Raw genomic sequence first — 26756 nt, forward strand, 5'->3', positions numbered from 1 at the left:
ACTGTTATGATCTTTGAGAGCTTAGACTTTCTAGACGAACTTCCACTGGAAGCCTATACCAAACACTTCGGTACATCTTATAAACCTAGGAATACCTCTCGTACTTTCCGATCCAATATGATGCTCAACCCGCTCAAACTAAAACATCTAAACCGCATAGATTGTACTGAAGCAGATATGATCACTCTCAATCTTGAGGATGCTATTGCCCCAAGCCGTAAAAAGGAAGCACTTTATAACATCGCACTCTTTGTTTCACATATGCAAGCATCAGATAGCTTTATTATTGTACGGACCAATCCACTGGGAGAAGGCGGCGAGGAGGAGATCGCTTTTCTCAATGATTTCGGCTTTGATGCGATACGTGTTGCCAAAGTGAAAAATGAGTTGGAGATCGCACGTGCCCTTACCCTTCTCTCGCCTGATAAGGAGCTGCATATCTCTTTGGAGACCAAAGAAGCCTACCAGAACCTGAGCCGTCTTCGTTTTGATGAACGGTTAACTGTAGCTAACCTCGGAATACTTGATCTGCTTACATCACTTGGACTTCCCCAATCTATTGTCAAACTTGGCAACCCGACCATAGACTATATTCTAAGTAAATTTCTTGTTGATGCAAAAACAGCCGGTATCCATCCTATTTCTTTTATGTTCCAAGAGTACAATGACACCAATACCTTTAAAGCATGGTGTGAGCATGAGAAGATGATGGGATTTGAGAGTAAAGCGTGCATGGGTCCCAAGCAGGTTGATATCGCCAATGAGGTCTTTGGTATAGATCCAGCAGACCTAAAAAGAGCTAAACATATCAAAAAAGTATTTGAATCCAATGCCGCTCATGGCGAAAACGGTTTTATGGATGAGACTTATGGTTTTATTGACGAGCCTATTTACCGTGATGCTCTCTTGGTACTTGAACAACAAAGGGAAGTATAGTGCTACGCATCATTTTCTCTTTACTGCTTCCCTTTATCCTTCTTGCCAATGATGATAGGCCCCCTATTACCTATGACTTCCTATCTCATAAACAGACACAGCAATTCATTCAAAAAATGGCCAAAAAACACGGTTTTGAAAGTACCTATCTCAAACGTGTACTGGGTCATGCCAAACTTGACAGAGATACTCTGGCAAGATACACCGGTAAATACAAGAAAAATACGACTGTTGGAACCTGGCAGCGCTTCAAAGCCCATGTTCTCGATGCAGATTCACTTTCTAAAGCTGTCAGGTTCAAAGAAAAATATGCCAAGGTACTCAAAAAGGCTGAACATGACTATCATGTCGATGCGGAGTATATCGTAGGATTTATAGGAGTTGAGAGTAAGTTTGGAGAATATAGCGGAGACTACAGACTACTTGATTCACTTGCAACTTTGGCATTTCAAAAGAACCGTATGCAAAAGTTTTTTAAAAGTGAGCTTGAGCACTTTTTTCTAATGTGTCGGGAAGAAGGATTTGATCCATACACCCTCAAGGGATCATTTGCAGGGGCGATGGGAGTAGTACAACAGATGCCTTCAATCTACCGTAAGTACGGTATGGACTACAACGGCGATAGAAGGAAAGATCCGTGGTCAGTTGAAGATGGGATAGGTATCATCGCAAGGTTTATGCATAACAATGGTTGGAAACAAGATGCACAGGTAGCCATCAGAGCGGATTTTAAAGGCAAGCGATACAAAGGACTTAAAACAGGTTACAGAACCTCTTATACTCTTTCTAAACTCAGAGATTTCAGTATCACACCAAGAACACATTACACATTCAGAAAGGCACAACTGATCCAACTCACGGATAAAGACTTTGACGAACTATGGTTAGCAGCTCCTAATTTCAAAGTCCTTGTAAGATATAACCCAAGCTCCAACTATGCTATGGCCATCCATAAGATCGCTCAGCATGTCAAAGGGTCAGATAATTTTTTTCAAACTCTTTTTGACTAAGCGGTTTGGAAAAATAGAAGCCCTGGTAAGCAAAGCAGTCATAGATAGCCAAAAGATCAAACTGCTCTTGTGTTTCAACTCCTTCGATCACTACTTTTAGTCCAAAGTTCTGAGCAATGGCGATAATCGTTGTAACCATTACTTGATCTGTATCACTATCGTTAAAATGATCGATAAAGGTCTTATCTATCTTCAATTCATCTACATTCAACGTTCTAAGGTAATTTAATGATGAGTAACCCGTTCCAAAATCATCCATTGAAAGTGAAATTCCGATCGCTTTAAGTTCGGAAAGTATTTTTGTAACCTTCGTAATATCCTCAGCCAAAACACTCTCCGTGATCTCAAAGACTATTTTGTGTCTGTCTTTCTCATCGAGGTATTTTTGCATCAACTGATCAACTTTGTTGACAAATCCCATATAAAAAAGCTGTCTGACACTAATATTGATCGAAAACTGTTTGATCTCAACACCTTTGCTCAACCACTCCTGAAACGTTTTTAAAGATCTATCCAGGATATATTCCCCAAGCTCGATAATCACCCCTGTACTCTCTGCAATAGGAATAAATTCATTTGGACATATTACACCAAATTCCGGATCTTCCCAACGGCTAAGCACTTCACACCCCACAAGCTGTTGGTTCATATCCATCTGAGGTTGGAAGTAAATTTCCAGATTATTCTCTTTCAACGCCAAATGAAGACTTTGCTCTATCAAAAGTTTTCGCTCTACACGATTTGCCAATGCCCTGTTAAATAGAATAACACCGTCTCTACCGAGTGCTTTTGCTTCATACATCGCAATATCAGCCTCTTTCAAAAAACTCTTACCGTCAATTTTTGTATTTTCAATTTTACTTACCCCGATACTTGCACTGATATAAAGATGGTGATTATCAAGTATATATGGTTCTTTAAGTATAACAAGCAGCTTTTCAGCAAATTCTTTAATCTCAAGGATAGAGGAACTATCGTCAAAATAATCCTTGCTTACGACAATAAACTCATCTCCCCCTAACCTAGAGACAACATGAGCTTCTCGACAAAACTGGCGAATACGATTTGCTACTTCTTTAAGTACAAGATCACCTACATCGTGTCCCAGTGAGTCATTGATATTTTTAAAATGATCCAAGTCTATAAGTAAAACATAGGCACTATTTTTTGTAATTTTAAGCCTTTCTATCATAGACTCCATATATTCAATAAAGTAGCGTCTGTTATGAAGACCCGTGAGTGAATCATACTGCCCTTTATAATAGCTTGTCTCCAGAAGTTTATAGGTATTGTTAGATGCATAAAGCAATACCCATAAAAAAATTACTGAAAAGACGGAAAGAACATATCCGTACCATGTACCGATCAATGAAAAATAGATGATCAAAGGTGCCATCAAGATCACTAGAATCGGTACAAACATCTTCTTATCAGAAACCAACAGGGTTGAAGCGACAACTGCAGCACCAAGCTGTGTAAAGATAGCTATATAATGAAGGTTATGTTCTGTTTTTGTAGAATAAAGTAAAAAAGCCGCCGTCCATGTACCAAAAATAAGATACATAAATACAATCACTTGCCGATACCATCCGGACAGCTCACCCTGATCCATCTTTTTTTGTATAAATTGACGGTCCAGATGCATCCCATAAAGAGAGATAAACACCATTGCTGAATACCATATCAATGAAGAGTGAAAAACTCCAAACAGGTATCCAAAAAACACATACACTAATCCAGGTATTAAAGATAACCAGACCAAAAGTCTGATCTGATGCTGAAAAAATGTATAGTATTTTTGTTGTTTCATATTACCTGTTTACCCTAAGGCTTTATCACTATATTCACAATTACTTTCCTATCATAATATCTGCAGACTTAATCAACGTAAAGACTTTACATCCCGATTCTATCCCCAATTGTTCTACTGAGTCTTTAGTCAATACTGCAACAATCCTGTCCAACTCGCCGATCTTTATCACGACTTCTGCATTGACAGTACCTTCACGTACAGTTTCAACAATACCTTCAAAACGGTTCTCAGCACTGATCAACATCTCACCTGTACCCAATAGTACAGAGGTCGATTTGAAGATCGCTGTTACATCATCACCTTCCTTTAACCCTAAAGTCTCTACAGCATCATTTGTAATCACAGAGATCAGTGTGTTACCGCTTTTCAACTGTAAAAAGAGCTGGCTATTGACCTTTCCTTTTACGATCTTTTCTATTCTGCCTGAGAGTTGATTTCTTGCACTAATCTGCATAGAGAGCCTTCCTATCGTTTTGAGTGTACCTTTATCTACATCGGTAACGAGTTTTAACCTTTCCAAGAAACGTTTTTGCTCCTCCTTGAGCACCGTATACGTCCTAAGAAGGTTTTCTCCATACTCAGTCAATGTAGTACCACCTCCGCCTTTACCACCGGTCTCTCTGGATACTATAGGAGTATGAGAAAGGTTATTCATCGTATCAACTGCATCCCATGCAGCTTTATAGCTCATCGGTACTGCTTTGGCAGCTTTGGAAATGGAACCGTAATTTTTGATTGCTTTTAGAAGCTCGATCCTTTTTTCAAGTAAAAAGGGCTGATCAGACAGCTCGAGCGTAAGATTTGAAGTAAGCTCCATATTTTTCCCTTGTCCTCATAAAACACGATTAAACGTATCATATATTATATATCAATAATTTTAACATCACTTGATATACCGGAGAGACACCTGCTCTCCCAGTATACATCAGAAGAAGTTAGCATTAAACTTAATCATTATCTATATAAAGATTCTTCAGGACCTGGATCATGCTGTTAATGGATTTTTGAGTTGTCGACTCTTCTACCGTATGATATCCAATCGTAGGAAACTGTAATGTTGCACCCTGTATCTGTCCATGGGAAGCATTGATCAGTCTTCCAAGCTCGGTCACACCTAAAGAGCCTTGTTTATTCTCCTGTGCCATGATGTTTTTAAGATACGCATCTTTAAAATGATAATTTATATTATTTTCCAGTGCGATCTTTTTGACCTTGTTTTTCATCGGTGACCTGAAAACTGCATTTTCATCTCTATTTCGCAGTACGATATCAAGTCCATTGATATCGTCGACATGATTATATGGACTGGTATCCAATACCAATAGTTCCTTGGTATCAATATTGAATCTTCTAAAATACTCAAGTAAAAATCTCCAGCTACGGCCTGCCTCTTCTGAAGCAGTAAAGAAAGCCGTTCCCTGAAACCCTAAATGAAACAAGTAAAGGATTAAAGCCACAGAGATAACATTATCCAACTGTGCAGAAACCAACCCTTCCGGTGTGATCTCCAACTTATCCATAAATGCAATAGGCGTACCTGGAAAAAGATGGTCCAATCCGTCAATTTTGAAAATAATATTGTGCCTTCGGCTGCATAGATAGGCATCAGTGATCATACCAAGTCCCAGATATCCTCCTGACCAAGGATTATATGCCTGAACTTTTTGGTCTTTAAAACGCATTTCAAAGTTTTTCAACAGCTGTTCGGAGTTTGAATTTCCCAGAAGGTCTGCCTGGTTTTTAGCAATAAATGCTGCGTACTGAAACTCATTGTATCCGGTACATATCAGTCCGTGTCTATCTGCATGAGCAGAGATATATCCGCTTTGAGGGTTAGAACCTTTTGCAACCAATACACCATCATAATACTCAACAGTTAGATCCAGCTCTTCAAGTTCACGTTTCAAGAACATAAAAAAAGGATGCTCAGCACCCACGACACAAGGGACTCTGATCAACTGCTTCAATATATCGTAAAAGAGTTCCATCTACTCTATAATCTCCTCATTGTTAAGTTCAATAAATTCACTTTCTTCTATTGCATTTTCAATAAAATGCCCTATTTTATTCTCTGCTGCTTCAAGATTACTGAACTTGGCAATATGAAAAATCGCATCCCCTTCTTGTACAAGAGGAATCTCTGATTTTCCTATTATGACTCCGTCAAATGGAGCCAATACCTCATAATGACTATCATCAAGCAGATCGTCAATATAGGCAATGACCCCATCTTTTTTCACAGTATCTCCAAGCGCTTTAATTGTACGTATGATACCACTGTGCGTTGCCCTGATCCACTTGCTTGATCTTGTAACGACAGGGGTCTTTTTACGTCCTTTCTTAATCTGTTTTGGCAACATTCCATTTTCTCTAAGCACATTGATAATACCCTTCACACCAATACGTATACTCTTCTCATCAAAGCGCAACGCCTCTCCTGCTTCATAAAGAAGGATCGGTATATCATTATCTTGTGCAACGGCTCTAAGTGAACCATCCCTTGTTTCAGAGTGGAGTATCACCGGTGCCTCAAAAGCCTTTGCCAAAGTAAAGGTATAATCATTATCGATATTAGTCCTCACCTGTGGCAGGTTTGACTTGTGAATAGAAGCTGTATGCAGATCTATCCCTAAATCACACTTACTGACGATCTCCTGAAAGAAAGTATGTGCAATACGACTTGCCAAAGAACCTTTGGTACTTCCAGGGAAGCTTCGGTTCAAATCCCTTCTATCAGGCAGATAGCGTGAGAGTGTCATTGTGCCGTAAATATTAACGATAGGCACAAGGATTATCGTTCCTCGTACTCTTTTGAGGATCTTGAGCCTTCTAAAACGCCGAATAATCTCGATACCGTTCAGCTCATCTCCATGTATTGCAGCACTTATGAAAATAATCGGACCGTTTTTTTTACCGCTTATTACTCGCACAGGAAGTTGTGTAGGCGTACTGTAGAGCCTCGGAAGATCAAGCATCAGCTTGGTCTCCTTACCTCTGAGTATTGGAGTACCTGCGATAGTCAAGACAGTTTTTGGCATCTATGCTCCGATAGTATCTTTCTTTCTGCGTTTGCGCTTCCCTACCGTATCACTTTGTGCGGTCGCGTTTTCTGCGATATAATCCATGATCTTGCCTGCGATATCTATACCTGTCGATTTTTCGATACCTTCTAATCCCGGAGAAGAGTTTACCTCCATAACAAGCGGACCGCGATCGGATGGTATCATATCTACACCACATACACCAAGGCCCATCGCTTTCGCTGCTGCAATGGCAGTCGCTCTCTCTTTTCTTGTAAGCTTGTGCGCTGTAGCACTTCCACCTTGGTGAAGATTTGATCTGAAGTCACCCTCAGCACCTTGACGTTTCATAGCACCCACTACTTTACCGTTTACGACAAGTGCTCTGATATCTGCACCGCCGGCTTCTTCTATATACTCTTGGACCAAAAGGTTCACTTCCATCCCGTAAAATGCATCAAGTACAGACTTAGCAGCTTTTTCACTATCTACCAGTACGACACCTACACCTTGTGTTCCCTCAAGGATTTTTAGAACCAACGGGGCACCACCGCTTAGTGCAATAACATCTTTTGCACTCGATTTATTTGAAGCGAAGATCGTTTTTGGCATATCTACACCTTTTTTAGAAAGTACCTGTAGACTTCTAAGTTTATCACGGCTTCTTGCTATCGCAAGATTTCCTGAAGTGCTGAACGATCCCATGATCTCAAAATGCCTGACCATTGCAGTCCCATAAAATGTTCTACTGGCACCGATACGAGGGATAATTGCATCAGGAAGAGGTAACTCTTCTCCCATATAACTGATCTTAAGTTCACCCTTCATGATCTCAATAGAACATTTAAGGTAATCAATTACTCTGACATCCCATCCTCTTTGCTCGGCAGCTTCTACCAACCTTCTTGTAGAGTAAAGTTTTTTATTGCGAGAAAGTATATATACTCTCATTATTCTTCCTAAAATAAATTTGTGATCGAAAGATCACCGTTTTGTTTTCAACCGCAATTTTATAGTAAAAGTATGACTTTTGCGGTAACTTTTTTGCTATTTTTTTGACAAATATTCCTGTGATACATCTACCAAAAATTTCCCTGAAAGGAACTTCCTTCCAATAAGCATCGGATACTTCATATCTGCACGGTTCGTAAGAGAGATGACACACTTATATTTTTGACCGAAAAAATCTACTTCTACCTCAATTGAGGGGCGTAACTGCAACTCTCCGTTAGAACTTCTGACTTTTTTTAGTTTATAAAGAGGCAGTTGCATACGTTTACCGTGATAAGCAGGATGTACTTCATCCAGTAACGTAAAATGTACCATATTATTCTCATCAATCTCTATATCATCACAGTGTAATGCATTAGAATCCGCACCTGTATCTACTTTAGCATCCAGATCAAAGAGTTCCAGATCAATGATTGATATTAGCTCTTTACTTCCGATTACCTGTTTCTTATTCATTTATTTCCTTCTTAACTCTTTTTTTATAATAACACAATTTTTGATCAAAACTCCATCGAATGAAATAAAAACATGATGTATTCTAGGCTGATTTGTAACTTAAATAGTGGTGAAATTAACTTTGTAACAGTTATTTTTGATACACTTTTTTAAATTATTGAATGGAATACTATGAAAATTCGAATTTACTACGAAGATACGGATGCAGGCGGAATTGTTTACCATACAAACTATATCAAGTATTGTGAAAGGGCGAGGTCTGAACACTTTTTCAGTCGTGGAATAATGCCTGGAGAAGGGAACAAGTACGGTTTTGTCGTACGTAAGATCACTGCAGATTTTCTTGGAAGTGCCGTTCTCGGTGATGTATTAGAAGTTAAAACATCAATCCTCAATTTTAAGAACAGCAGCATGACCCTACTTCAAGAAATCACCAACGAAAATAAAATACTCTTTAGTATGGAAGTACTGCTTGTGTATGTCGAAGAAGGCAAACCGCGTCGTGTCCCTGATCACTTGGCAGACATTTTGATGGATTTGAATAAATCATAATTTAGTTATAAACTTCTAAATACAGAGTAGTGTATTAAGTCATTTTACGTATAAATAATTAGACGGAAATATTTAGATAGATTTGTTGTTGAGTAAAAGTAGAAAAGAGATGAGAGGCATAGATGCCTCTCAAAAGAAGGTGAATTACTTCACCATTGCTTCAAGTTCTTCAGCAGAAACTTGGTCAAAGTTAAGGTATTTATATACGCTCTCTTTGTTTGCATCTGTGATCTTTTTGTTTACGATCTCAAGATACTCTTCTTTATTTGGAAGACGTCCTAGAAGTGCTGCTACTGCTGCAACTTCCGCTGACCCTAGATAAACTTGCGCACCTTTTCCAAGTCTGTTGTCGAAGTTTCTTGTAGATGTTGAGAATACGATAGCATTGTCTGCAACTCTAGCTTGGTTACCCATACAAAGTGAACATCCAGGAACCTCAGTTCTCGCACCAGCTGCACCGAAGATCGCATAGTAACCCTCTTCAGTCAATGTCTTCTCATCCATCTTGGTCGGTGGTACTACCCACAGCTTAGCCTTAACAGCACCCTCACCTTTAAGGACTTCACCAAGTGCTCTGAATAAACCGATGTTAGTCATACAAGAACCAACGAATACTTCATCAATTCTCTCAGTCGGTCTGCTTGGATCAGCAAGTACTTCTGAAAGTGTAGCTACGTCATCCGGATCGTTTGGACAAGCTAAGATAGGCTCAGTGATCTCATTAAGATCGATCTCGATAACTGCTGCATATTCTGCATCTGCATCAGCTTCTAGAAGCTCTGGATTCTTCAACCACTCTCTCATCTTGTCTGCTCTTCTTTGAAGTGTTGCAGCATCTTGGTAACCATCTTTGATCATCTCTTCTATAAGAGCGATGTTAGAGTTTAGGTACTCGATGATTGGTTCTTTATCAAGTTTTACTGTACAAGCTGCAGCAGATCTCTCAGCAGATGCATCTGAAAGCTCAAATGCTTGCTCACACTTCAATGTTTCAAGACCTTCAATCTCAAGTACACGTCCGGCAAAGATATTTTTCTTACCTTTTTTCTCAACAGTCAATAGACCGTCTTTGATCGCTTGGTAAGGAATTGCATTTACAAGGTCACGTAGTGTGATACCCGGTTGCATTTCACCTTTGAATCTTACAAGAACAGACTCTGGCATAGTTAGCGGCATCATACCTGTTACACCGGCAAATGCTACAAGACCAGAACCAGCAGGGAATGAGATACCGATAGGGAATCTTGTATGTGAATCACCACCTGTACCTACAGTATCCGGAAGACAAAGTCTGTTTAGCCATGAGTGGATAACACCGTCACCCGGTCTAAGGATCACACCTTTTCTGCTAGTCCAGAAGTCTGGAAGTGTATGCTGAAGCTTGATGTCTGCAGGTTTTGGATACGCTGCAGTATGACAGAATGACTGCATTACCATATCAGCACCAAAACTTAGTGCAGCAAGCTCTTTGATCTCATCTCTTGTCATTGGACCTGTTGTATCTTGAGAACCTACAGTTGTAGCAACCGGCTCACAGTATACACCTGGTTTTACACCAGCAAGACCACAAGCCTTACCTACCATTTTTTGTGCAAGTGTGTATCCCTTACCGTTGTCAGCAGGCTGATCTGGTGCCATAAACATATCTGAAGCTCCCATACCGAGTGCTTCTCTTGCTTTAGCAGTCAAACCTTTACCAATGATCAACGGGATACGACCACCTGCTCTCATCTCATCTGGTAGTGTGTTTGGAGAAAGTGCAAACTCAGATACTACTGCACCGTTTTTCTCAATTACACCATCAAATGGTTTTACGGTTATCACATCACCAGTCTCTAGATCATCTACTGGAGCCTGGATAGGAAGACATCCTGAATCCTCTGCAGTGTTGAAGAAAATTGGAGCGATAATTGAACCAATAACAACACCACCTGTTCTTTTGTTAGGAATACCAGGGATGTCTTCACCCATGTGCCATTGTACTGAGTTGATACCAGATTTTCTTGACGAACCTGTACCTACAACGTCACCAACGTATGCAAGCGGGTGACCTTTAGCTTTTAGCTCTGCCATTGTCTCAAGCGGGTTTTCCATTCTTGCTACTAGCATTGAGTTAGCGTGAAGTGGGATATCCGCTCTTGTAAATGCTTCAGAAGCAGGTGAAAGGTCGTCAGTGTTGGTTTCACCTGGGATTTTGTATACAGTTACAGTGATCTCTTTAGCAAGCTCTGGTTTATTTGTAAACCACTCTGCATTTGCCCAAGACTCAATCACTTCTTTTGCTTTTGCATTACCTGCATCCATCATCTCTTTTACATCATTGAAAGAGTTATATACAAGAATAGTATTTTTAAGCTCTTCAGCAGCTGTATCAGCTACTTCACCGCCAAGTTTCAATGCCTCTACAAGTGGTTGTACGTTAAATCCACCAAGCATTTTTCCAAGGATCTGACATGCTTTTACTGCATCGATCGCATCACATTTAGCGTTATCTTGAACGATATCGTTTAGGAATGCAGCTTTTACATATGCTGCATCATCAACCCCAGCAGGAACTTTATTTTCAAACATATCCATTGCATAATCTTGGTCAGCAATAGGTGATACTTTAAGTAATTCTACTAATTCAGCTACTTGCTCAGCAGTGAGAGGAAGTGGTGGTACACCAAGCTCAGCACGCTCAGCAGTATGTGCTTTATATTCTTCGATTAAGGCCATATTAGGTCTCCTAAGTTTGGTTTTGTATCAAGATTATACCGATATGTGTTTATAAAGTTATTGTTCTAATAAGAAGAAGTAAAACGAAGAGGTGTTTTGTGTAGGTTTGATACAGGAAATTGGGAAAGTGTTACAATATTTCCCTATTTCCTTTGGCATTAGGTTCTGACAGTACCCCCATTGCCTCAAGCTGTTCGATAATATTTGCTGAACGGTTGTAACCAATCTGTAACTTTCTCTGCAAATAGGATATAGAGGTTTTTTTATCACTTAAAATAACTGCTTTTGCCTCTTCATAAAGTGGATCAAGCTCCATATCACCGGCATCTGAAGTTCCGCCTTCACTACTGCCGGCGACTAGATAGTTTTCGTCATACTCCGGCTCTCGCTGAGCCTTGATATACTCGACAATCTTCTCGATCTCTTCTTCAGTACTCCAAGGAGCATGCAAACGTACCAGTCCAGTAGATCCAGGAGGCGTAAATAGACCATCCCCACGTCCTAACAGGCTCTCCGCACCCATCGTGTCAAGTATGACCTTTGAATCGATTCTTTGTCCAACCCTGTAACTCAGACGTGAAGGAAGATTTGCTTTTATCAAACCTGTAACAACATCTACACTCGGTCGTTGTGTTGCTACGATCAAATGGATACCAGAAGCCCTAGCCATCTGTGCAAGACGTGCAATCGAGAACTCTACCTCTTTCCCTCCTGTCATCATCAAATCAGCCAACTCGTCAATTACCACTACGATATATGGGAACGGTTCAGCAGAGCCGTCCTTTTTTACTTTTTCATTATAGTTTTCTATGTTCTTGGTACGATTCTCAGCCATCAGCTTATAACGGCGCTCCATTTCGCCAACCATGTTCGCTAGTGCTGCGATCGCTTTTTTTGCATCAATGATAACAGGGGTCAAGAGATGCGGAATGTCATTGTAGATAGAAAACTCCAACATCTTAGGATCGATAAGCATCAATTTAAGATGATCAGGATCATTTCTATATAGTAAAGAAAGGATCATAGCATTGATCCCTACTGATTTACCCGATCCCGTAGTACCCGCAATAAGAATATGCGGAAGCTTCTTAATATCTGTTACAAAGGGTTTCCCTACGATATCTTTCCCCAGAGCCACAGTCAACGGAGAGCTAGATGTTGTAAAGATCTCAGATTCAAGTATCTCTCTAAGATAAATCGTATCAACATTGTCGTTAGGGATCTCAATCCCTACGACGTCACGACCGGGGATCGGTGCCTGGATACGGATCGTTTCTGCTTGTAATGCCATAGCGAGGTCATCTTGCAAGTTAAGGATCTTTGATACCTTTACATGAGGAGCCGGTTTAAACTCAAATGTAGTTACTAAAGGTCCAGAGTAAGTACGTACTACATCACCCTCGATCTTGAACTGCTCTAGTTTGGCTAAAAGTTCACCAATCTTACGGTCAATCTCCGCTTCATTCATTTTTTTAGTTGTCTTAGGTGCTTTTTGTAAAAAATCCAATTTTGGCAATCTGAAGTTTTTAGGCTTCTCAACTTGCCCTTTTTCAATCTGGTCAAGCAGTTTTGAATTCTCTTCAAGTTCATCTACGATTGTTACATTAGAACTGTTTTTAGATGTCAAAGAAAGAGGAGGTTTTCTATTACTCTCAACTTCCATTGCTTCTTCCATCTCTTTTTCAAATATAGTGATCTCCTGAATAACCGGATCATCGATCTCTTCTTCCCAAGGCAATGGTTCATCACGTAATGAAAATGGCTCAGCTTTATTTTTTATAACTTTTTGTACAGGTTTTTTAGTAATTGTCTGTCTCTTTGTTGACACTTCCATTTCAGGCATCATCTCATCTTCGAGTTTTGGTGATGCAAAAGGATTGGTAAATATTTTTTTGAAAATACCCTTCAGAGCAACCATGAATTTTTTCAATGCCGATAACCATGAGGACAAAGACATACCCGGGACATTGACATCCTTTGGACTAAAATCATCATCTAGGATAAAAACCAATGAAAGTAATGTGATCAAAAGCCAGGAGAGCCAAAGGCCTGCTTTGCCTATGTACGGTTCAAGAAATTCTACGATCTGTGTACCTATGAATCCTGCTTTTTCAAGATCAAAGACCAATGACTCCAGAAAGATCAAACCGATAAACAGAAGTATCCATCCTAAATAGAAGTCAATCTCTTTGGCTTTGGACTTATCTTTAAAAAGTTTATAAAGAGGATAAAAAAGAATAAAAAGATTGATATATGCAAGATATCCAAAGAGAAAGATATTTGTCTGACCGATCTTTTCTCCAATATTTCCTACAAGACCTGTCCCTAAAAAGAGCGTTGAAAAAGCTGCATAAATAAAGAGTATGGAGGTAATAATAAGTGCGATTTTCACATCTATTCCCTGTATTTCGTTTAATATTAATTAATGAAGATATTATATCACAATATTATAAGGGGTTATTGAAATATCCCATTTTGAGCTTTTTCGTATAGAAAACAGTTCTTTTTTACACAACAATTATGTTTTATGATATTTTCTGATCTTTACTCTACAAACATACGAAAAGTTGATTTATTTTTTAAACAAGACTTAAGGTTACACTGCGTAGAATTCCACTCTACATTTCGTATGTAGGATGCCTCGATGGTGGAATTGGTAGACACGCCAGACTCAAAATCTGGTGGGGCGACCCGTGCCGGTTCGACTCCGGCTCGAGGTACCATTTGATAGAACGTTTTTTTGGCAAAGCCAAACAAAACTACGTTAACACTGAGTTTGCTTCAGCAGTATGCTCACGAAACTAGTTTCGTTTGTTTTCTCAAACTAAATGGTTCATCTATCATTATTTAGGACGCGGGAATAGCTCAGTTGGCTAGAGCGTCTGCCTTCCAAGCTGAGGGTCGCGGGTTCGAGTCCCGTTTCCCGCTCCACTAAATTATTTGGCTTTCTTCTTAAATAAGCAGCAAAGCTACTTAATAAATTCATCTCACTAAAGCTGTTACTTTGCAACGAACAGTGATAATGGTAGCGCGGGCGTAGCTCAGGGGTAGAGCATAACCTTGCCAAGGTTAGGGTCGACGGTTCGAATCCGTTCGCCCGCTCCATTTATATCTCTACATCTATTTTTGCTATAATCCATTTACCTTGCATTGAAGTAGTTTATATGTCTGATTTTGTCGTCGTTTTTATTTTTGTACTTTATCCTTTTTATATCATTATCATTAGCCTCATTACAAAAATGATACTACCGCTCTTTTCGATTACTCCACCTACTTTTTTTACTCTTTTAAAAAAATATAGCCTTATATTTTTTATTATGTTCTTGCCTTTACCTGTACTATCAGGTTTTATTTTTGCTTTTTTTAACGATATTTCAATACCACTAATTGTATTAGTGACCTTCTATATATACTTACAACACTACTTAATGAAAACATATATACTTACTGCTAAAAGAAAAACGCTTCCTTATAAAGCGATAACTACGATTTTTGTTTTATTGATACTCTCAGTTTCATTGATTTTTTTGGCATTAGATAATGTTCCACGATATATGAGTTGGTATACGTTAGATGATGAAAAGATCACATCCAGTGCAATAAGTTACTCTGGTAATGCACCTGTATGCTTGTATATAGTAGAGTGCAGTTCTGGTGTTCCAAAACTTGAACTCATATCTGATATAGATAAACTCAACTTAGATGAAATAAAAGAACTTATTTGGAAGAGACGTATTTATAATTTTTGTGAAGGATATACTGAAAATATCGTATTAGACTTCCCTGAAGATACAAATATAAGTAGTGCAAGATGGTCTTTTTATAATGATAGGTTTATAACCAATAATGGTCATTGGCAAGGTAGTTGGGTAAGTATTTACGATTGGGAAAAATGTACAGTAGAGAAAGCAACATGGAACAAACAGAACTAAAGCTTTACATTCTTTTTGTTATAATCTCCATAATTAAATAAAAGGGATATTTTGAAAATCGTCGTAGCCATTACTGGTGCCAGCGGTGTAGAGCTAGGCAAAAAGTTTGTCGATTATCTGCCTGAAGGTATCGAAGCCCATGTTGTAGTCTCTGATAATGCTCTTACTGTAGAATCTTTTGAAAATAAACAAGTCACACTGCACCAAAATGAAAATATCGCTGCCTCAGTCTCCAGCGGCTCCTTTAGAGTAGATGCCACAGCGATCATCCCTTGCAGTATGAATACACTGGCAAAGATCGCATGCGGGATCAGCGATAACCTTGCTACCAGAGTGGCAGCCGTAGCACTCAAAGAACAAAAAAAGTTACTTCTAGCTCCTCGTGAACTTCCTTTTTCAGCTATTGCACTGGAAAATATGCAAAAACTTGCTACACTTGGCGTCATCATAGCTCCGCCTGTATTGGGGTACTACTCAGACTCTAGTTCTTTAGATGAAATGGAACGTTTTATTATCGGAAAATGGTATGATGCACTTGGCATAGAAAACAATTTATTTGAAAGATGGAAATAAGATGAGTACATATAAAAGAGCAATCTATCCCGGAACATTTGATCCTATCACCAACGGACACCTGGATATCATCAGACGTGCCCATAGAATGTTTGATGAGATCATTATAGCAGTAGCGGAATCAGAGGCAAAAAAACCGATGTTTAACTTCGCACAGCGCGTACATATGGTTAAAGCGGTTACTGCTGATCTACCTAACATTCAAGTAAGAGGGTTTAATAACCTACTGGTGAATCTTTCTGATGAACTGGATGCAAATATCATCATCCGCGGGCTTAGAGCAGTCAGTGACTTTGAGTATGAACTACAGATGGGATATGCCAATGCATCACTGAAAAAAGAACTTGAGACGATCTATCTGATGCCAAGTCTGGAGCATGCCTTTGTCAGCTCCTCAGTTGTACGTACCATACTTAACTTTGACGGAAAGGTTGAGCATCTCGTTCCACCTAAAGCTTTAGAACTTATCAAGTGTGAACGCTGATGGTAGTACTTTTTGAAGGGATCGACACCTGCGGGAAGAGTACCCAGCTGGAACTGCTTAAACAAAAACATCCGGAGATCATCACTACAAAAGAGCCCGGTGGTACGGCATTTGGTATCAAAGCGAGAGAAATACTTTTAGAGAGCTCTATCATTTCGAAGCGTGCAGAACTTTTACTGTTTTTAGCAGACCGTGCAGAACATTATGAAGAGGTAGTCCAGCCCAACCAGGACAAATTGATCATCTCAGATAGAGGATTTATCTCAGGAATCGGTTATGCTTTGGCTAACGGTGATTTCGAACTGGATGACCTGATCATGCTTAACAAGTTTGCGCTGCAAGGGAATCTGCCTGATAAGGTCATTCTCTTCCTTACAGATATACAAACCCTTCAAGAAAGACTTGGCGGCAAAGACTTGGATGGAATAGAACAACGCGGTCTGGAGTACCTGCTAAGTGTTCAGGAACATATGAGACAAACTGTACTTACACTAGGTATCCCGCATCTTTTTATCGATGCATGCGATAGTATAGAAAATATTCATCAAACGATACTAACCTACTTGAAGGTATAATTACATAAATTAAAATCTTGTCATTCTCAGTACAATATCTAGCGTCAAAAAATCCTAGATATCTGAGAATCCACTCATCATAGAATTTATACATTTTGGATCTTCGATAGTACTTCGAAGATGACGCCGTTAAAGGAAACATTATGATCAATCCTCTACGTGGTATGAAAGACCTCACTTTTGAAGAGAGTGAACGTTTTGAATATATCGTAAATACTGCTACATCTATTGCCAGACGTTATGGCTATGGATATATTGAAACCCCTATTCTCGAAGAGACTGCACTTTTTAAACGCTCAGTAGGAGAAAGCTCGGATATTGTCGGTAAAGAGATGTACCAATTCATCGACAAAGGTGAAAATGATGTCTGTATGCGCCCTGAGGGGACAGCAGGCGTCGTACGTGCTTTTATCTCTGCTAAACTTGACCGCCAACCGGTCAAACAAAAGTTCTACTATTACGGTCCGATGTTCCGTTATGAAAAACCGCAAAAAGGAAGACTAAGAGAGTTTCACCAGTTTGGATGTGAGAGCTTCGGTGAAGCTTCAGTCTATGAGGATTTTATGATCATTACAATGATCGCTCAGATCTTTGATGCACTTGGTATCGGTTATGAGCTAAAGATCAACTCACTTGGATGTAGTACATGTATGCCGCCGTACAGACAAAACCTTGTAGGTTTTCTAACGGATGTTCAAGAAGAGCTTTGTGAAGACTGTAATAGACGTATCACAACCAATCCTATCCGTGTATTGGACTGTAAAAATGAAAAATGCCAATTCCATCTTGTAAGCTCTCCAAAACTGATCAATAACCTGTGTGAATGTTGTGACAGTGATTTTATCGAGCTTACCAAACTCCTTAATGAAGCCGGTATCAACTATATCATAGATACCAACCTGGTAAGAGGACTGGACTACTATAACAAAACGGCATTTGAGTTTGTCAGCAATGAGATCGGTGCACAGTCAGCAATTGCCGGTGGTGGACGTTATGATAAACTCGTTGAGTACCTTGACGGTAAACCTACACCTGCAGTAGGATTTGCTCTGGGTATTGAACGTATCATGGAACTGGTAAAGATGCCTGAAACAACTCCAGCAGGCTACTATATGGGTGCTATGGTACCAGAGGCCATTCCTACACTACTCAAACTGGCTATGAATAAACGTCTTACTGATAAAGTCACGGTTGAATACAGTTCCAAAGGCTTCAAAAGCCATATGAAAGGTGTAGATAAAGCCAATCCAAAATATGCGGTCCTTATCGGTGAAGATGAATTGAAGAATGAATCAGTATGGATCAAAGATCTAGAAAGTAAGGAAGAACGAGTCATTGCTATCAATGAGCTCTAAGTGATTTCACAAAACCATAAAGGTTTTGTGAAAGATATCTGAGCTTAAAAGTTAATCATTATACCCACAAAAATAGCATTTCCCTTAGGTCCTTCGATCGTCGAGTGTTCGTACTCAGCTACAAATTTATAGTTTTCTCCCATTGCCACTTCTGTACCGATACCAAAATTGAATCCGTGATCATCCGCATCTATATTATACTCTGCGATCTTCTCGATCTCATATTCATATCCTGCTTTAGCAAATACACCGACAGTCTCAGTCAATTCATACGTATAAACAAGGTCTAGTGCATGACTATAGTACTTTGCATCACCCTCAGCAACTACGGCACCAAATTCATCCAGTTCACTTACAGTATTTTTTGCATACGCAAAATCATACTCTACTGCAAATCCATTTCCTAGTCTGTAACCAAGGTCAATACCAAATCCGTATCCGCTGTCACCATCAAGTATTGCACCTTCATGATCAACTCTGTCTCCTGTAATTCTTAGGCCCTTAACAACTGCATAAAAGTCAGATTCAGCATGCTCATGCATCTCTGCTTCTTCAACTACCGGCTCTTGAGGTGCGATATCACCGCCTGCATGCAGTTGCATTGCCATCAATGATGCCACAGATGTCATCAAAACAAATTTTTTCATTTTTTCTCCTGAAATCTTTTAGGACTTTCACATCCATTCATTTTTGAAGTATCCATAATAAATGAAATCCACTTAAACCTTTATATTTAAACCCCTTTGAGCTGTAACTTTGAAACATTTCAATTAAATTCATAGAAAATGAGTACAACTGCTTCAATCAAATCGATGAATCATATCAATGTTTCTTTTACTCTAACACTGAATAAAAATAAAATAAAATTTGAAAAAACAAGGCAATGACTTTGCCTTGGGAAATGGCTTATTTCAACCAAAGAAGAAGATCTTTACTCAACCTTTCAATTGCCATGTTGCTTGCTTTGACATATCCTTCAGCATCTGTTGTCCCCGTAGCTTCCATATAACTAAAACGTTTGCTTTTTATCAGCTTACCCGTATCTGTAGAAATCAAATCAAACTGGATAGAGACGATCGCATGAGAAGCATTTCCTCTTACATGATGGGAGAAGTCAAATACGGTACTCTCTAACCTGTAATCAGCTTGTGCGGTTGAAGCATAAGAAACCACCCCTTTGAACATGCCGCTGCTTTGTAATGTATGTATCAATGTTCCCTGAACAAGTGTTCCAAGATCATTGGACCATTTTGAATTCAGATAAGCTCCCTGTTGTGTAGGAGAGTATGAAAAATAGATTTTTTCACTCATTTTCTCTTTCAGGCTTTGTGGCTGCATCACTTGGATAGTCTTGTTTTGATAGCTTGCATTATAGCTATTGTTCACCTCTGTCGTCTGTAGTGTATACGTTTTCATTGGTGCCATCTTTGTGCTGCACCCAGCCAATAAGATCACCAATAATGCTCCTGTAATAAGTCTCATCTTATTCTCCCGGTCCTTTTAACGGAGTTCTGGATTTAAAAATCAAATCATTTGGACTCTGTTCTAGCTCTCCTGTAAACTCACTCATTTGTGTAGAGAGTATCTGCATATCCACAATAAGTGGTTCAAGTATCTTCTTCATATTATAGTCACCTCGATCAAGGCTCTTCTCAACCTTCAATGTAACGCGGTTAAAATTATTTATTGTAGGGATAAGCACTTTTTTCACAGCATTAATATCTTTTGTTGCACCTTCAAAGTTATGAGAAATCATATGCATAGTTTTTCTAAATTGCTTGATTGAAACATCCAATTCTTCTAGAGATTTCATGACTTTGTTTTCTAACTCTTTACCGTTTGCCGTAATGGTTTCGACATTATCAAGTATGTTTTCTACCGTATTGATATTCTTATCAGAGACTATCTTTTGCCCTTGACCAAGTAACTGATCAAGCTTCGATGAAAGAGATTCTACACTTTTACTCAAGTTAGTAACAAGAGAAGGTCTGGTTTTTATCTCCGGGATATAATCATCGGTTGGTTTGAGTGTTTTAGCCGCATTGGTACCCCCTTCTATCTCAATTGAAAGCAGGCCTGTAATACCAAACATTTTTGTAGTTGCCACCATATCTTCTTTGATTGGAACATTTTGGCGGATATTGACATAGACTTCAGTGAGTTCAATATTATCCTGGTTAATGTGAATATCACTCACCCGACCGATATCAACACCTCTCAGCATAACATCAGAGTCTATAGAAAGCCCGGAAACAGATTCTGTGATCTCCAGTTTATAGGTATAGTACTCATCATCTATATTGTATTTACCCAGCCAAAAAGCAAACCAGACAAGCCCTATACCAAAGAACACGACAAAGATTCCAACCACTAAATAATTGACTCTGCTATACATTCTTCACCTTTTCAAATCTCTCTTTGGTATACTCATTCTTAAAAAAATCTTCAACAAATGGATGTTGTGATTGTAACACATTTTCGATACTACCTTCTGCAACAACTTTCTTATCCGCTAAAATTGCCATCCTGTCAACGATTCCGAATATACTCTCCAGATCATGCGTGATCATCACCACAGTGATCCCAAGCAAGTCACGCAGATCAACGATCAGTTTGTCAAAATTTCGTGCACCGATAGGATCAAGCCCTGAGGTAGGTTCATCCAAAAAAAGAAGTTTCGGCTCCATTGCAAGTGCTCTTGCCAATGCAGCACGCTTGATCATCCCTCCACTCAGCTGAGACGGATAAAGACTCCCTACCTGTGGATCAAGTCCAACCATTTTAAGTTTGGAGGCCACCAAACTGTCACGTAACTCTTTTGAGATTTTCGTATACTCTTTGAGCTGTACCTCGATATTTTCTGCCACACTTAAAGAAGAGAAAAGAGCCCCAAACTGAAACAGTACACCCCAGTCCCGCCGAAGTGCCTGTGCATCTTTAAACCCTATTTGATCAAGGTTTTTTCCCAGAACAGTGATCTCTCCTGCTGTTGGTTCAAGCAGCATGATCATCTCTTTCATAAGTACAGACTTACCCGATCCACTCTCTCCCAATATCCCGTAGATCTCATTTTTTTCGATATGCAAATTTACACCATCATGTATCGTTCTATTTCCAAAACGTGTAACGATATTTTTTGCTTCGATCACCGTATTCATAGATCAAGCTCCGTATAGATGACAGAAAAAAGTGCATCAAAGGCAATCACAAGAAAAATACCATTGACTACTGATGATGTGGTATGTAGTCCGATACTTTCAGTATTATGTGAGACCTGAAATCCTCTGAAAGCCCCGACTGAAGCGATAAAAAAAGCAAATACAGGCCCTTTGATCATACCCAGGACATAATGCTTTACCTCCAGTACATCATATAAGCGGTTGATAAACTGTGTCATCGAAATATCAAGCTGCATACTTGAAGCGACCATTCCTCCAAATATACCTACGATATCTGAAAAAAAGATCAATAAAGGCAATGCAACCATCATCGCTATGATACGCGGCAAAACTAAAAATGCATAGGGATCAAATCCCATCGTCCTCATTGCAGCGATCTCTTCAGTGATCTTCATCGCACCGATCTCGGCAGTATAGGAAGAACCACTGCGTCCTGCAATAACGATCGCTGTGATCATAGGCCCGAGTTCACGGGTAATGGAGATCCCTACCGTATCCACGATGAAGATATCTGCACCAAATTTTGCTAACTGTACAGATCCCTGATATGCTATGACCATTCCTACCAAAAAAGAGGTCAAAGCAATGATCACCAAAGCGTTAAATCCTGCTTTATGTATATGATAAACTATCTCTTTGAGACGTATATCTTTCGGATTCCTAAGCACATGGAAAAGTGTATAAAACACATGCCCGAAGAATTCGATAAACTCTTTTGTATCTATGAGAAACTTGACAGTGTTTTTTCCCAATGTCTCAAGTAAATTGTCTTCTTTTGGTGGTTCGATAACTACATGGTCTTCTTTAAGAAGATCATACATCTCTTTTTGATTCTCCGTATAACCGACAACTTCTACACCAGTATGTTCTGAAAATTTTTTGAAATATTCTGTAAAAAGAAGTACACCCGCTGAATCAAATTCACTGACAGCAGATACATCCCAAGTTATCGGCTGTTCATAGGTAATTTGTTGTAAAAGAGGTTCTATCTCAGGTACGCTCAAGAGTGTCCACTTGCCTTTTGCTGTCAGCAGAAGTTGATTCTGATTCATTTCAATACTGAGATATTCGTTTACCATACGTCAATTATAGGTAAGATTCGATTAAGTTTAGATATAATAACAATTATAATTAAGAGAGTAGATTATGAAAGATTTTGGCTTAGATGTCTGGAGTGACAACAACTTTATCATTAAACATGATACGATCAATATAAATTACGGGCTTGAACCCTCACTTTATGAGATCACACAACAGATACGTAATCAAGGTTACAAGGGACCTCTGCTTCTTCGTTTCCCTCATATTATTAAAAAACAGATCTCTACACTTTTTGAGACCTTCAATGCAGCAAGAGAGACATTTGATTACCAGGGAACCTTCAATGCGGTCTTTCCTTTGAAAGTTAATCAGTTTCCAAACTTCGTTCATGCATTGATGGATGTTTCAAAAGAGTATAACTACGGTCTTGAAGCCGGAAGTAAAGCAGAACTTGTTATTGCGATGAGTAAGACCCCTCTTGGTGCACCGATCACGATCAATGGTTTTAAAGACAAAGAGATGATCTCTATGTGTTTTATCGCTGCAAAGATGGGACACAATATTACTATCACAATTGAGGGACTCGATGAACTTGAAAGTATCATCCAGGTCAACCAGGAGTTTAATGAAGAGTCTGACACCCCGATTTTACCTAAGATAGGTGTCCGTATCCGTCTGCACAGTTCAGGAATCGGTATCTGGGCAAAAAGCGGCGGATATAATTCCAAGTTCGGACTTACGTCGACTGAGCTGATAGAAGCCTATGAATTGCTCAAAAAACATAACTTGCTTGAACATCTCGGGATGATCCATTTTCATATCGGATCACAGATGGGTGATATCGCTCCGCTCAAAAAAGCGTTGCGTGAAGCAGGAAACATTTATGCAGAACTGAAAAAGCGCGGTGCGAATAACCTAAGTGCGATCAATATCGGTGGTGGTCTTGCAGTTGAGTATTCCCAACATGCACATGATAAAGAGCGTAACTACTCGCTGAGTGAATTTGCCAATGACGTTATATACCTCATGCAGGAGATCGCGAAAAATAAAAATGTACCGCAACCAGATATCTTTACAGAGTCAGGACGCTACATCGCTGCTTCTCACTCTGTACTTGTTGCACCTGTACTTGAACTTTTTTCTCAGGAGTATCATGAAAAATGTCTGAGACTTAAATCAGAGAATCCTCCTTTGATCGAAGAGTTAAATGATCTCTATAATACCATGAGCCGTACGAATGCCAGAGAGTATCTTCACGATGCACTGGATCATATGGAAAGCTTACTTACACTTTTTGATTTGGGGTATATCGACCTGGAGGATAGATCCAACACTGAAACGTTTGTAAACCTGATCGTGAAAAAGGCAATTGCGCTGCTCAGAAGTGAAAATACGGATGAACTAAAACAGCTGCAGGACCGTGTCCAGGAGAAGTATTTGGTGAATTTCTCTATTTTCCAGTCTCTGCCTGATTTTTGGGGGCTTGAACAGGAGTTTCCTATCATGCCGCTAACACATTTAAATAAAATACCGACCAATCCGGCAAGTATCTGGGATATTACCTGTGATAGTGACGGTGAAATAGAGTTTAACCGTGACTATCCACTCTATCTGCATGATATCGATCTGGATAAAGAAGAGTATTTCCTAGGATTCTTCCTTACAGGTGCATATCAGGAAGTGCTGGGAATGCAACATAACCTTTTCACCCATCCGACAGAGTGTATCATCAACTTTGATGAAACAGGAAATTATAAGATAGATGGGCTTATCGAAGCACAAAATCTTATGGATGTCCTTGATGATATGGATTATGATACCAGCCTGATTGATAAAACACTCAAACAGCATATTGAGCTTTCAGAACGACTCACTGCAGAAGAGAAACGTGAACTTTTGGGTAAACTTTATCTACATTTAAGTGAAAATAGCTATCTTAAGACCATACAAGCGATTGACGAGTTAATCTGATATTGCTGGACATAATCTAATTGTTTCTTAGTCATAATAGAATTAAAATTGCATAATCTATTATGATAAAAGAGATAATATAGGAGAAACTGTGAACCCATTTAGTTTGATCAAAGAAGATTTTACAAATGTTAAAGAAAATGACCCGGCATTGCACTCAACCTTCGAACTCTTTTTTAATTATCCGGGGCTCTGGGCCCTGCTCTTTCACAGGCTAGCACACTCTCTCTATCAAAAAGGTCTACGCTTTTTACCGCGATTCATCTCTGCTATCGGGCAGTTTCTTACCACGGTAGATATCCATCCCGCTGCACAAATTGGCCGCAGAGTATTCATCGACCACGGTGTAGGTGTCGTTATCGGTGAGACAGCTATCATTGGGGATGATGTAGTCATCTACCAACAGGTTACATTGGGGGGAGTAAGCCTCAATAAAGGAAAACGTCACCCGACAGTCGGGGACAACGTGGTTATAGGTGCAGGTGCAAAAGTACTTGGGAATATTACGATCGGTAATGGTGCAAAGATCGGTGCAAATTCCGTTGTTATCAAAAATGTTCCAGAAAAAGCTACTGCCGTAGGTATTCCTGCACGTGTACTGAAGTGTGAAACACCTGAAACAAAACTCAATCACAATGTTATCCCTGATGTCAATAAAGAGATCTTTGAATACCTGCTCAAGCGTATAGAGATTCTTGAAGATGCTATTGAGAGTGGTGAAAGCAAAGATATCAAACAAAAAGACCAAAAACTGGAAGTTGACTACGACAATTTCATACATAGTATGGATTGATCGTGGGCATATAAGAAACACTAAACTTTTACCTCCTTTTTACTCTGCATAATATCAAAACACTTTTACTCATATTTCGCTATAATTGTTGGATTTTTTAATTTTTATTATTTACAAGGGTTATAATGCTATCAGATCGCATACAATCACTATCACCATCATTGACAATTGCTATCTCTTCACTTGCTAGAGATCTTAAAGCAGAGGGAAAAGATGTCCTCTCATTTTCTGCAGGTGAACCGGACTTTGGTACACCGCAAAAGATCAAAGACGAGGCTATCAAGGCTATCAATGACGGCTTTACTCAATATACTGCAGTACCGGGTATCCCGGAACTACTTAAAGCAGTAGCAGGAAAACTAAAAAGAGAAAATGGTTTGGAGTATGCACCTTCTGACATCATTGTCAGTAATGGTGCGAAACAATCACTTTTCAATCTTTTTCAGGCTGTGATCAATCCGGGCGATGAAGTGATCATCCCTGCACCTTACTGGGTAACTTACCCTGAATTGGTTATCTATTCAGAAGGAAAACCTGTCATTATTGATACAGATGAGAAAAGCGGATTTAAGATCACAGCTGAACAACTCAAAAATGCGATCACTCCTAAAACAAAAATGATCGTACTGACCTCTCCTTCAAACCCTACTGGTTCAGTATATTCTAAAGAAGAGCTAGAGTCACTTGCAGAGGTATTGAAAGGTACGGATATCATCGTTGCTAGTGATGAGATGTATGAAAAACTGGTTTACGGTATCGACTTTGTAGCGACAGCAAGTATCTCTGAAGATATGTATCAAAGAACTGTAACGATCAACGGTCTAAGCAAATCTGTAGCAATGACAGGATGGCGTTTTGGATACCTTGCATCTCCAAATAAAGCTTTGATCGGGGCAATGAACAACCTCCAAAGCCAAAGTACATCTAACATCAACTCTATCACTCAAAAAGCTGCTGTGGTAGCACTGAATGGTGAAGTAGATGCAGAGATCGAAGAGATGAGACAGGCCTTTGAAGAAAGAGCGATTGAGGCAGTAAAACTCTTCAATGAGATCGATGGTCTAAGTGTACTTAAACCTGATGGTGCATTCTACCTCTTTGTAAACACGAAAGAGATCTCAAATGACTCTATCGAGTTCTGTAAAGAACTGCTTCAAAAGACTGGTGTAGCAGTAGTACCGGGGATCGGATTTGGTGCGGAGGGATACTTCAGATTCTCATTTGCAACAGATATCGAAACGATCCGTGAAGGTATCAGCCGTATCAAAAAGTTTGTAGAGAGCAAAAAAGCATAATCTCTGACAAATGTTTACATTCCCGACATCCAGTCGGGAACT

Annotated in this window: 24 protein-coding genes and 3 tRNA genes; 14 read left to right on the forward strand and 13 right to left on the reverse strand. The window is 39.4% G+C overall.

Translation table 11 applies throughout. The annotated features are described in order from the left end of the window. Positions 1-6: 6 nt before the first annotated feature. Entirely contained in the window at positions 7-936 is a 930-nt protein-coding gene (locus tag PGH07_RS00960; RefSeq protein WP_289412020.1) for an HpcH/HpaI aldolase/citrate lyase family protein, read from the forward strand. Beyond that, on the forward strand, positions 936-1946 hold the full coding sequence (locus PGH07_RS00965) for a lytic murein transglycosylase (RefSeq protein WP_289412021.1): 1011 nt from the start codon (positions 936-938) through the stop codon (positions 1944-1946). The genes PGH07_RS00960 and PGH07_RS00965 overlap by 1 nt, the downstream gene beginning before the upstream one ends. Here the strand turns inward: PGH07_RS00965 and PGH07_RS00970 are convergent. The 6 genes from PGH07_RS00970 to PGH07_RS00995 all read right to left on the reverse strand — a co-directional run bounded on the left by PGH07_RS00970 (position 1906) and on the right by PGH07_RS00995 (position 8246). Further along, the gene (locus PGH07_RS00970) at positions 1906-3756 is read right to left on the reverse strand and encodes a putative bifunctional diguanylate cyclase/phosphodiesterase (protein ID WP_289412022.1); all 1851 of its coding nucleotides are present in this window, start codon (positions 3754-3756) and stop codon (positions 1906-1908) included. The two genes, PGH07_RS00965 and PGH07_RS00970, sit on opposite strands and share 41 nt — an antisense overlap. 40 nt (positions 3757-3796) lie before the next feature. Continuing rightward, the gene (locus PGH07_RS00975; protein ID WP_289412023.1) at positions 3797-4576 is read right to left on the reverse strand and encodes a TOBE domain-containing protein; all 780 of its coding nucleotides are present in this window, start codon (positions 4574-4576) and stop codon (positions 3797-3799) included. A 130-nt stretch (positions 4577-4706) separates the two neighbouring features. Then, positions 4707-5747, reverse strand: a complete 1041-nt coding sequence (locus PGH07_RS00980) for a peptidase M42 (protein WP_289412024.1) — start codon at positions 5745-5747, stop codon at positions 4707-4709. Next, positions 5748-6797, reverse strand: a complete 1050-nt coding sequence (locus PGH07_RS00985) for a succinylglutamate desuccinylase/aspartoacylase family protein (protein ID WP_289412025.1) — start codon at positions 6795-6797, stop codon at positions 5748-5750. It lies immediately after the preceding gene. Next, positions 6798-7730: a 30S ribosomal protein S6--L-glutamate ligase gene (gene rimK / locus PGH07_RS00990; RefSeq protein ID WP_289412026.1), complete on the reverse strand. Its 933-nt coding sequence runs from the start codon at positions 7728-7730 to the stop codon at positions 6798-6800. Positions 7731-7826: 96 nt separating this feature from the next. After that, positions 7827-8246, reverse strand: a complete 420-nt coding sequence (locus PGH07_RS00995; RefSeq protein WP_289412027.1) for an ATP-dependent zinc protease family protein — start codon at positions 8244-8246, stop codon at positions 7827-7829. 171 nt (positions 8247-8417) lie between these two features. Here PGH07_RS00995 and PGH07_RS01000 point away from each other — a divergent pair, with 171 nt between their 5' ends. Further along, the gene (locus tag PGH07_RS01000) at positions 8418-8798 is read left to right on the forward strand and encodes a YbgC/FadM family acyl-CoA thioesterase (protein ID WP_289412028.1); all 381 of its coding nucleotides are present in this window, start codon (positions 8418-8420) and stop codon (positions 8796-8798) included. 144 nt (positions 8799-8942) lie between these two features. Here PGH07_RS01000 and PGH07_RS01005 read toward each other — a convergent pair whose 3' ends face one another. After that, positions 8943-11516, reverse strand: coding sequence for a bifunctional aconitate hydratase 2/2-methylisocitrate dehydratase (locus PGH07_RS01005; protein ID WP_289412029.1), 2574 nt, complete (start codon positions 11514-11516; stop codon positions 8943-8945). Between the two features lie 130 nt (positions 11517-11646). Continuing rightward, positions 11647-13908, reverse strand: coding sequence for an FtsK/SpoIIIE family DNA translocase (locus PGH07_RS01010; RefSeq protein ID WP_289412030.1), 2262 nt, complete (start codon positions 13906-13908; stop codon positions 11647-11649). A 246-nt stretch (positions 13909-14154) separates the two neighbouring features. Between PGH07_RS01010 and PGH07_RS01015 the strand changes: the two genes are divergently transcribed. The 8 genes from PGH07_RS01015 (at position 14155) to hisS (ending at position 18435) form a co-directional block, all read left to right on the forward strand. After that, a tRNA-Leu gene (locus PGH07_RS01015) sits at positions 14155-14239 on the forward strand. A gap of 131 nt (positions 14240-14370) precedes the next feature. Next, a tRNA-Gly gene (locus PGH07_RS01020) sits at positions 14371-14447 on the forward strand. 99 nt (positions 14448-14546) lie between these two features. Further along, positions 14547-14621 (forward strand) — tRNA-Gly (locus PGH07_RS01025). 59 nt (positions 14622-14680) lie between these two features. Next, complete coding sequence (locus tag PGH07_RS01030; RefSeq protein ID WP_289412031.1) at positions 14681-15448, forward strand: hypothetical protein; 768 nt, start codon at positions 14681-14683, stop codon at positions 15446-15448. A 51-nt stretch (positions 15449-15499) separates the two neighbouring features. Further along, on the forward strand, positions 15500-16021 hold the full coding sequence (locus PGH07_RS01035) for a UbiX family flavin prenyltransferase (protein ID WP_289412032.1): 522 nt from the start codon (positions 15500-15502) through the stop codon (positions 16019-16021). A gap of 1 nt (position 16022) precedes the next feature. Beyond that, the gene (gene coaD / locus PGH07_RS01040; RefSeq protein WP_289412033.1) at positions 16023-16505 is read left to right on the forward strand and encodes a pantetheine-phosphate adenylyltransferase; all 483 of its coding nucleotides are present in this window, start codon (positions 16023-16025) and stop codon (positions 16503-16505) included. Continuing rightward, positions 16505-17080 carry a dTMP kinase gene (tmk, locus tag PGH07_RS01045; RefSeq protein ID WP_289412034.1) on the forward strand — a complete coding sequence of 192 codons (576 nt, stop codon included), beginning with the start codon at positions 16505-16507 and terminating at the stop codon, positions 17078-17080. Before coaD ends, tmk begins: the two co-directional genes overlap by 1 nt. 143 nt (positions 17081-17223) lie before the next feature. Continuing rightward, positions 17224-18435: a histidine--tRNA ligase gene (hisS, locus tag PGH07_RS01050; protein WP_289412035.1), complete on the forward strand. Its 1212-nt coding sequence runs from the start codon at positions 17224-17226 to the stop codon at positions 18433-18435. A gap of 44 nt (positions 18436-18479) precedes the next feature. On the opposite strand, the gene PGH07_RS01055 is transcribed toward hisS, so the two are convergent. From PGH07_RS01055 to PGH07_RS01075, 5 genes are all read right to left on the reverse strand, one after another. After that, positions 18480-19082 carry a porin family protein gene (locus PGH07_RS01055; RefSeq protein ID WP_289412036.1) on the reverse strand — a complete coding sequence of 201 codons (603 nt, stop codon included), beginning with the start codon at positions 19080-19082 and terminating at the stop codon, positions 18480-18482. A 259-nt stretch (positions 19083-19341) separates the two neighbouring features. Beyond that, on the reverse strand, positions 19342-19917 hold the full coding sequence (locus PGH07_RS01060) for an ABC-type transport auxiliary lipoprotein family protein (protein WP_289412037.1): 576 nt from the start codon (positions 19915-19917) through the stop codon (positions 19342-19344). Between the two features lies 1 nt (position 19918). Next, positions 19919-20830, reverse strand: coding sequence for an MlaD family protein (locus tag PGH07_RS01065; RefSeq protein ID WP_289412038.1), 912 nt, complete (start codon positions 20828-20830; stop codon positions 19919-19921). Further along, complete coding sequence (locus PGH07_RS01070) at positions 20823-21593, reverse strand: ABC transporter ATP-binding protein (protein WP_289412039.1); 771 nt, start codon at positions 21591-21593, stop codon at positions 20823-20825. The genes PGH07_RS01065 and PGH07_RS01070 overlap by 8 nt, the downstream gene beginning before the upstream one ends. Then, positions 21590-22666 carry an ABC transporter permease gene (locus PGH07_RS01075; RefSeq protein ID WP_289412040.1) on the reverse strand — a complete coding sequence of 359 codons (1077 nt, stop codon included), beginning with the start codon at positions 22664-22666 and terminating at the stop codon, positions 21590-21592. The genes PGH07_RS01070 and PGH07_RS01075 overlap by 4 nt, the downstream gene beginning before the upstream one ends. A 94-nt stretch (positions 22667-22760) precedes the next feature. On the opposite strand from PGH07_RS01075, the gene speA reads away from it, so the two are divergent. The 3 genes from speA (at position 22761) to PGH07_RS01090 (ending at position 26714) form a co-directional block, all read left to right on the forward strand. Beyond that, on the forward strand, positions 22761-24626 hold the full coding sequence (speA, locus tag PGH07_RS01080) for a biosynthetic arginine decarboxylase (RefSeq protein WP_289412041.1): 1866 nt from the start codon (positions 22761-22763) through the stop codon (positions 24624-24626). Positions 24627-24717: 91 nt separating this feature from the next. Continuing rightward, positions 24718-25419 carry a serine O-acetyltransferase gene (gene cysE / locus PGH07_RS01085; RefSeq protein WP_289412042.1) on the forward strand — a complete coding sequence of 234 codons (702 nt, stop codon included), beginning with the start codon at positions 24718-24720 and terminating at the stop codon, positions 25417-25419. A gap of 125 nt (positions 25420-25544) precedes the next feature. After that, positions 25545-26714, forward strand: coding sequence for a pyridoxal phosphate-dependent aminotransferase (locus tag PGH07_RS01090; protein WP_289412043.1), 1170 nt, complete (start codon positions 25545-25547; stop codon positions 26712-26714). The last annotated feature ends 42 nt before the right edge of the window (positions 26715-26756 follow it).

Source organism: Sulfurovum zhangzhouensis (assembly GCF_030347965.1).
In the GTDB taxonomy this organism is placed as follows: domain Bacteria; phylum Campylobacterota; class Campylobacteria; order Campylobacterales; family Sulfurovaceae; genus Sulfurovum; species Sulfurovum zhangzhouensis.

Excerpts from the sequence above, each read along its gene's own strand:
- hisS (WP_289412035.1), top strand. The coding sequence starts at position 17,224 with ATGATCAATCCTCTACGTGGTATGAAAGACCTCACTTTTGAAGAGAGT.
- PGH07_RS01060 (WP_289412037.1), bottom strand. The coding sequence starts at position 19,917 with ATGAGACTTATTACAGGAGCATTATTGGTGATCTTATTGGCTGGGTGC.
- PGH07_RS00970 (WP_289412022.1), bottom strand. The coding sequence starts at position 3,756 with ATGAAACAACAAAAATACTATACATTTTTTCAGCATCAGATCAGACTT.
- PGH07_RS01075 (WP_289412040.1), bottom strand. The coding sequence starts at position 22,666 with ATGAATCAGAATCAACTTCTGCTGACAGCAAAAGGCAAGTGGACACTC.
- coaD (WP_289412033.1), top strand. The coding sequence starts at position 16,023 with ATGAGTACATATAAAAGAGCAATCTATCCCGGAACATTTGATCCTATC.
- PGH07_RS01065 (WP_289412038.1), bottom strand. The coding sequence starts at position 20,830 with ATGTATAGCAGAGTCAATTATTTAGTGGTTGGAATCTTTGTCGTGTTC.
- PGH07_RS00975 (WP_289412023.1), bottom strand. The coding sequence starts at position 4,576 with ATGGAGCTTACTTCAAATCTTACGCTCGAGCTGTCTGATCAGCCCTTT.
- speA (WP_289412041.1), top strand. The coding sequence starts at position 22,761 with ATGAAAGATTTTGGCTTAGATGTCTGGAGTGACAACAACTTTATCATT.
- PGH07_RS00995 (WP_289412027.1), bottom strand. The coding sequence starts at position 8,246 with ATGAATAAGAAACAGGTAATCGGAAGTAAAGAGCTAATATCAATCATT.
- PGH07_RS00980 (WP_289412024.1), bottom strand. The coding sequence starts at position 5,747 with ATGGAACTCTTTTACGATATATTGAAGCAGTTGATCAGAGTCCCTTGT.
- PGH07_RS00985 (WP_289412025.1), bottom strand. The coding sequence starts at position 6,797 with ATGCCAAAAACTGTCTTGACTATCGCAGGTACTCCAATACTCAGAGGT.
- PGH07_RS01070 (WP_289412039.1), bottom strand. The coding sequence starts at position 21,593 with ATGAATACGGTGATCGAAGCAAAAAATATCGTTACACGTTTTGGAAAT.
- PGH07_RS01090 (WP_289412043.1), top strand. The coding sequence starts at position 25,545 with ATGCTATCAGATCGCATACAATCACTATCACCATCATTGACAATTGCT.
- PGH07_RS01030 (WP_289412031.1), top strand. The coding sequence starts at position 14,681 with ATGTCTGATTTTGTCGTCGTTTTTATTTTTGTACTTTATCCTTTTTAT.
- PGH07_RS00960 (WP_289412020.1), top strand. The coding sequence starts at position 7 with ATGATCTTTGAGAGCTTAGACTTTCTAGACGAACTTCCACTGGAAGCC.
- rimK (WP_289412026.1), bottom strand. The coding sequence starts at position 7,730 with ATGAGAGTATATATACTTTCTCGCAATAAAAAACTTTACTCTACAAGA.
- tmk (WP_289412034.1), top strand. The coding sequence starts at position 16,505 with ATGGTAGTACTTTTTGAAGGGATCGACACCTGCGGGAAGAGTACCCAG.
- PGH07_RS01000 (WP_289412028.1), top strand. The coding sequence starts at position 8,418 with ATGAAAATTCGAATTTACTACGAAGATACGGATGCAGGCGGAATTGTT.
- PGH07_RS01005 (WP_289412029.1), bottom strand. The coding sequence starts at position 11,516 with ATGGCCTTAATCGAAGAATATAAAGCACATACTGCTGAGCGTGCTGAG.
- PGH07_RS01055 (WP_289412036.1), bottom strand. The coding sequence starts at position 19,082 with ATGAAAAAATTTGTTTTGATGACATCTGTGGCATCATTGATGGCAATG.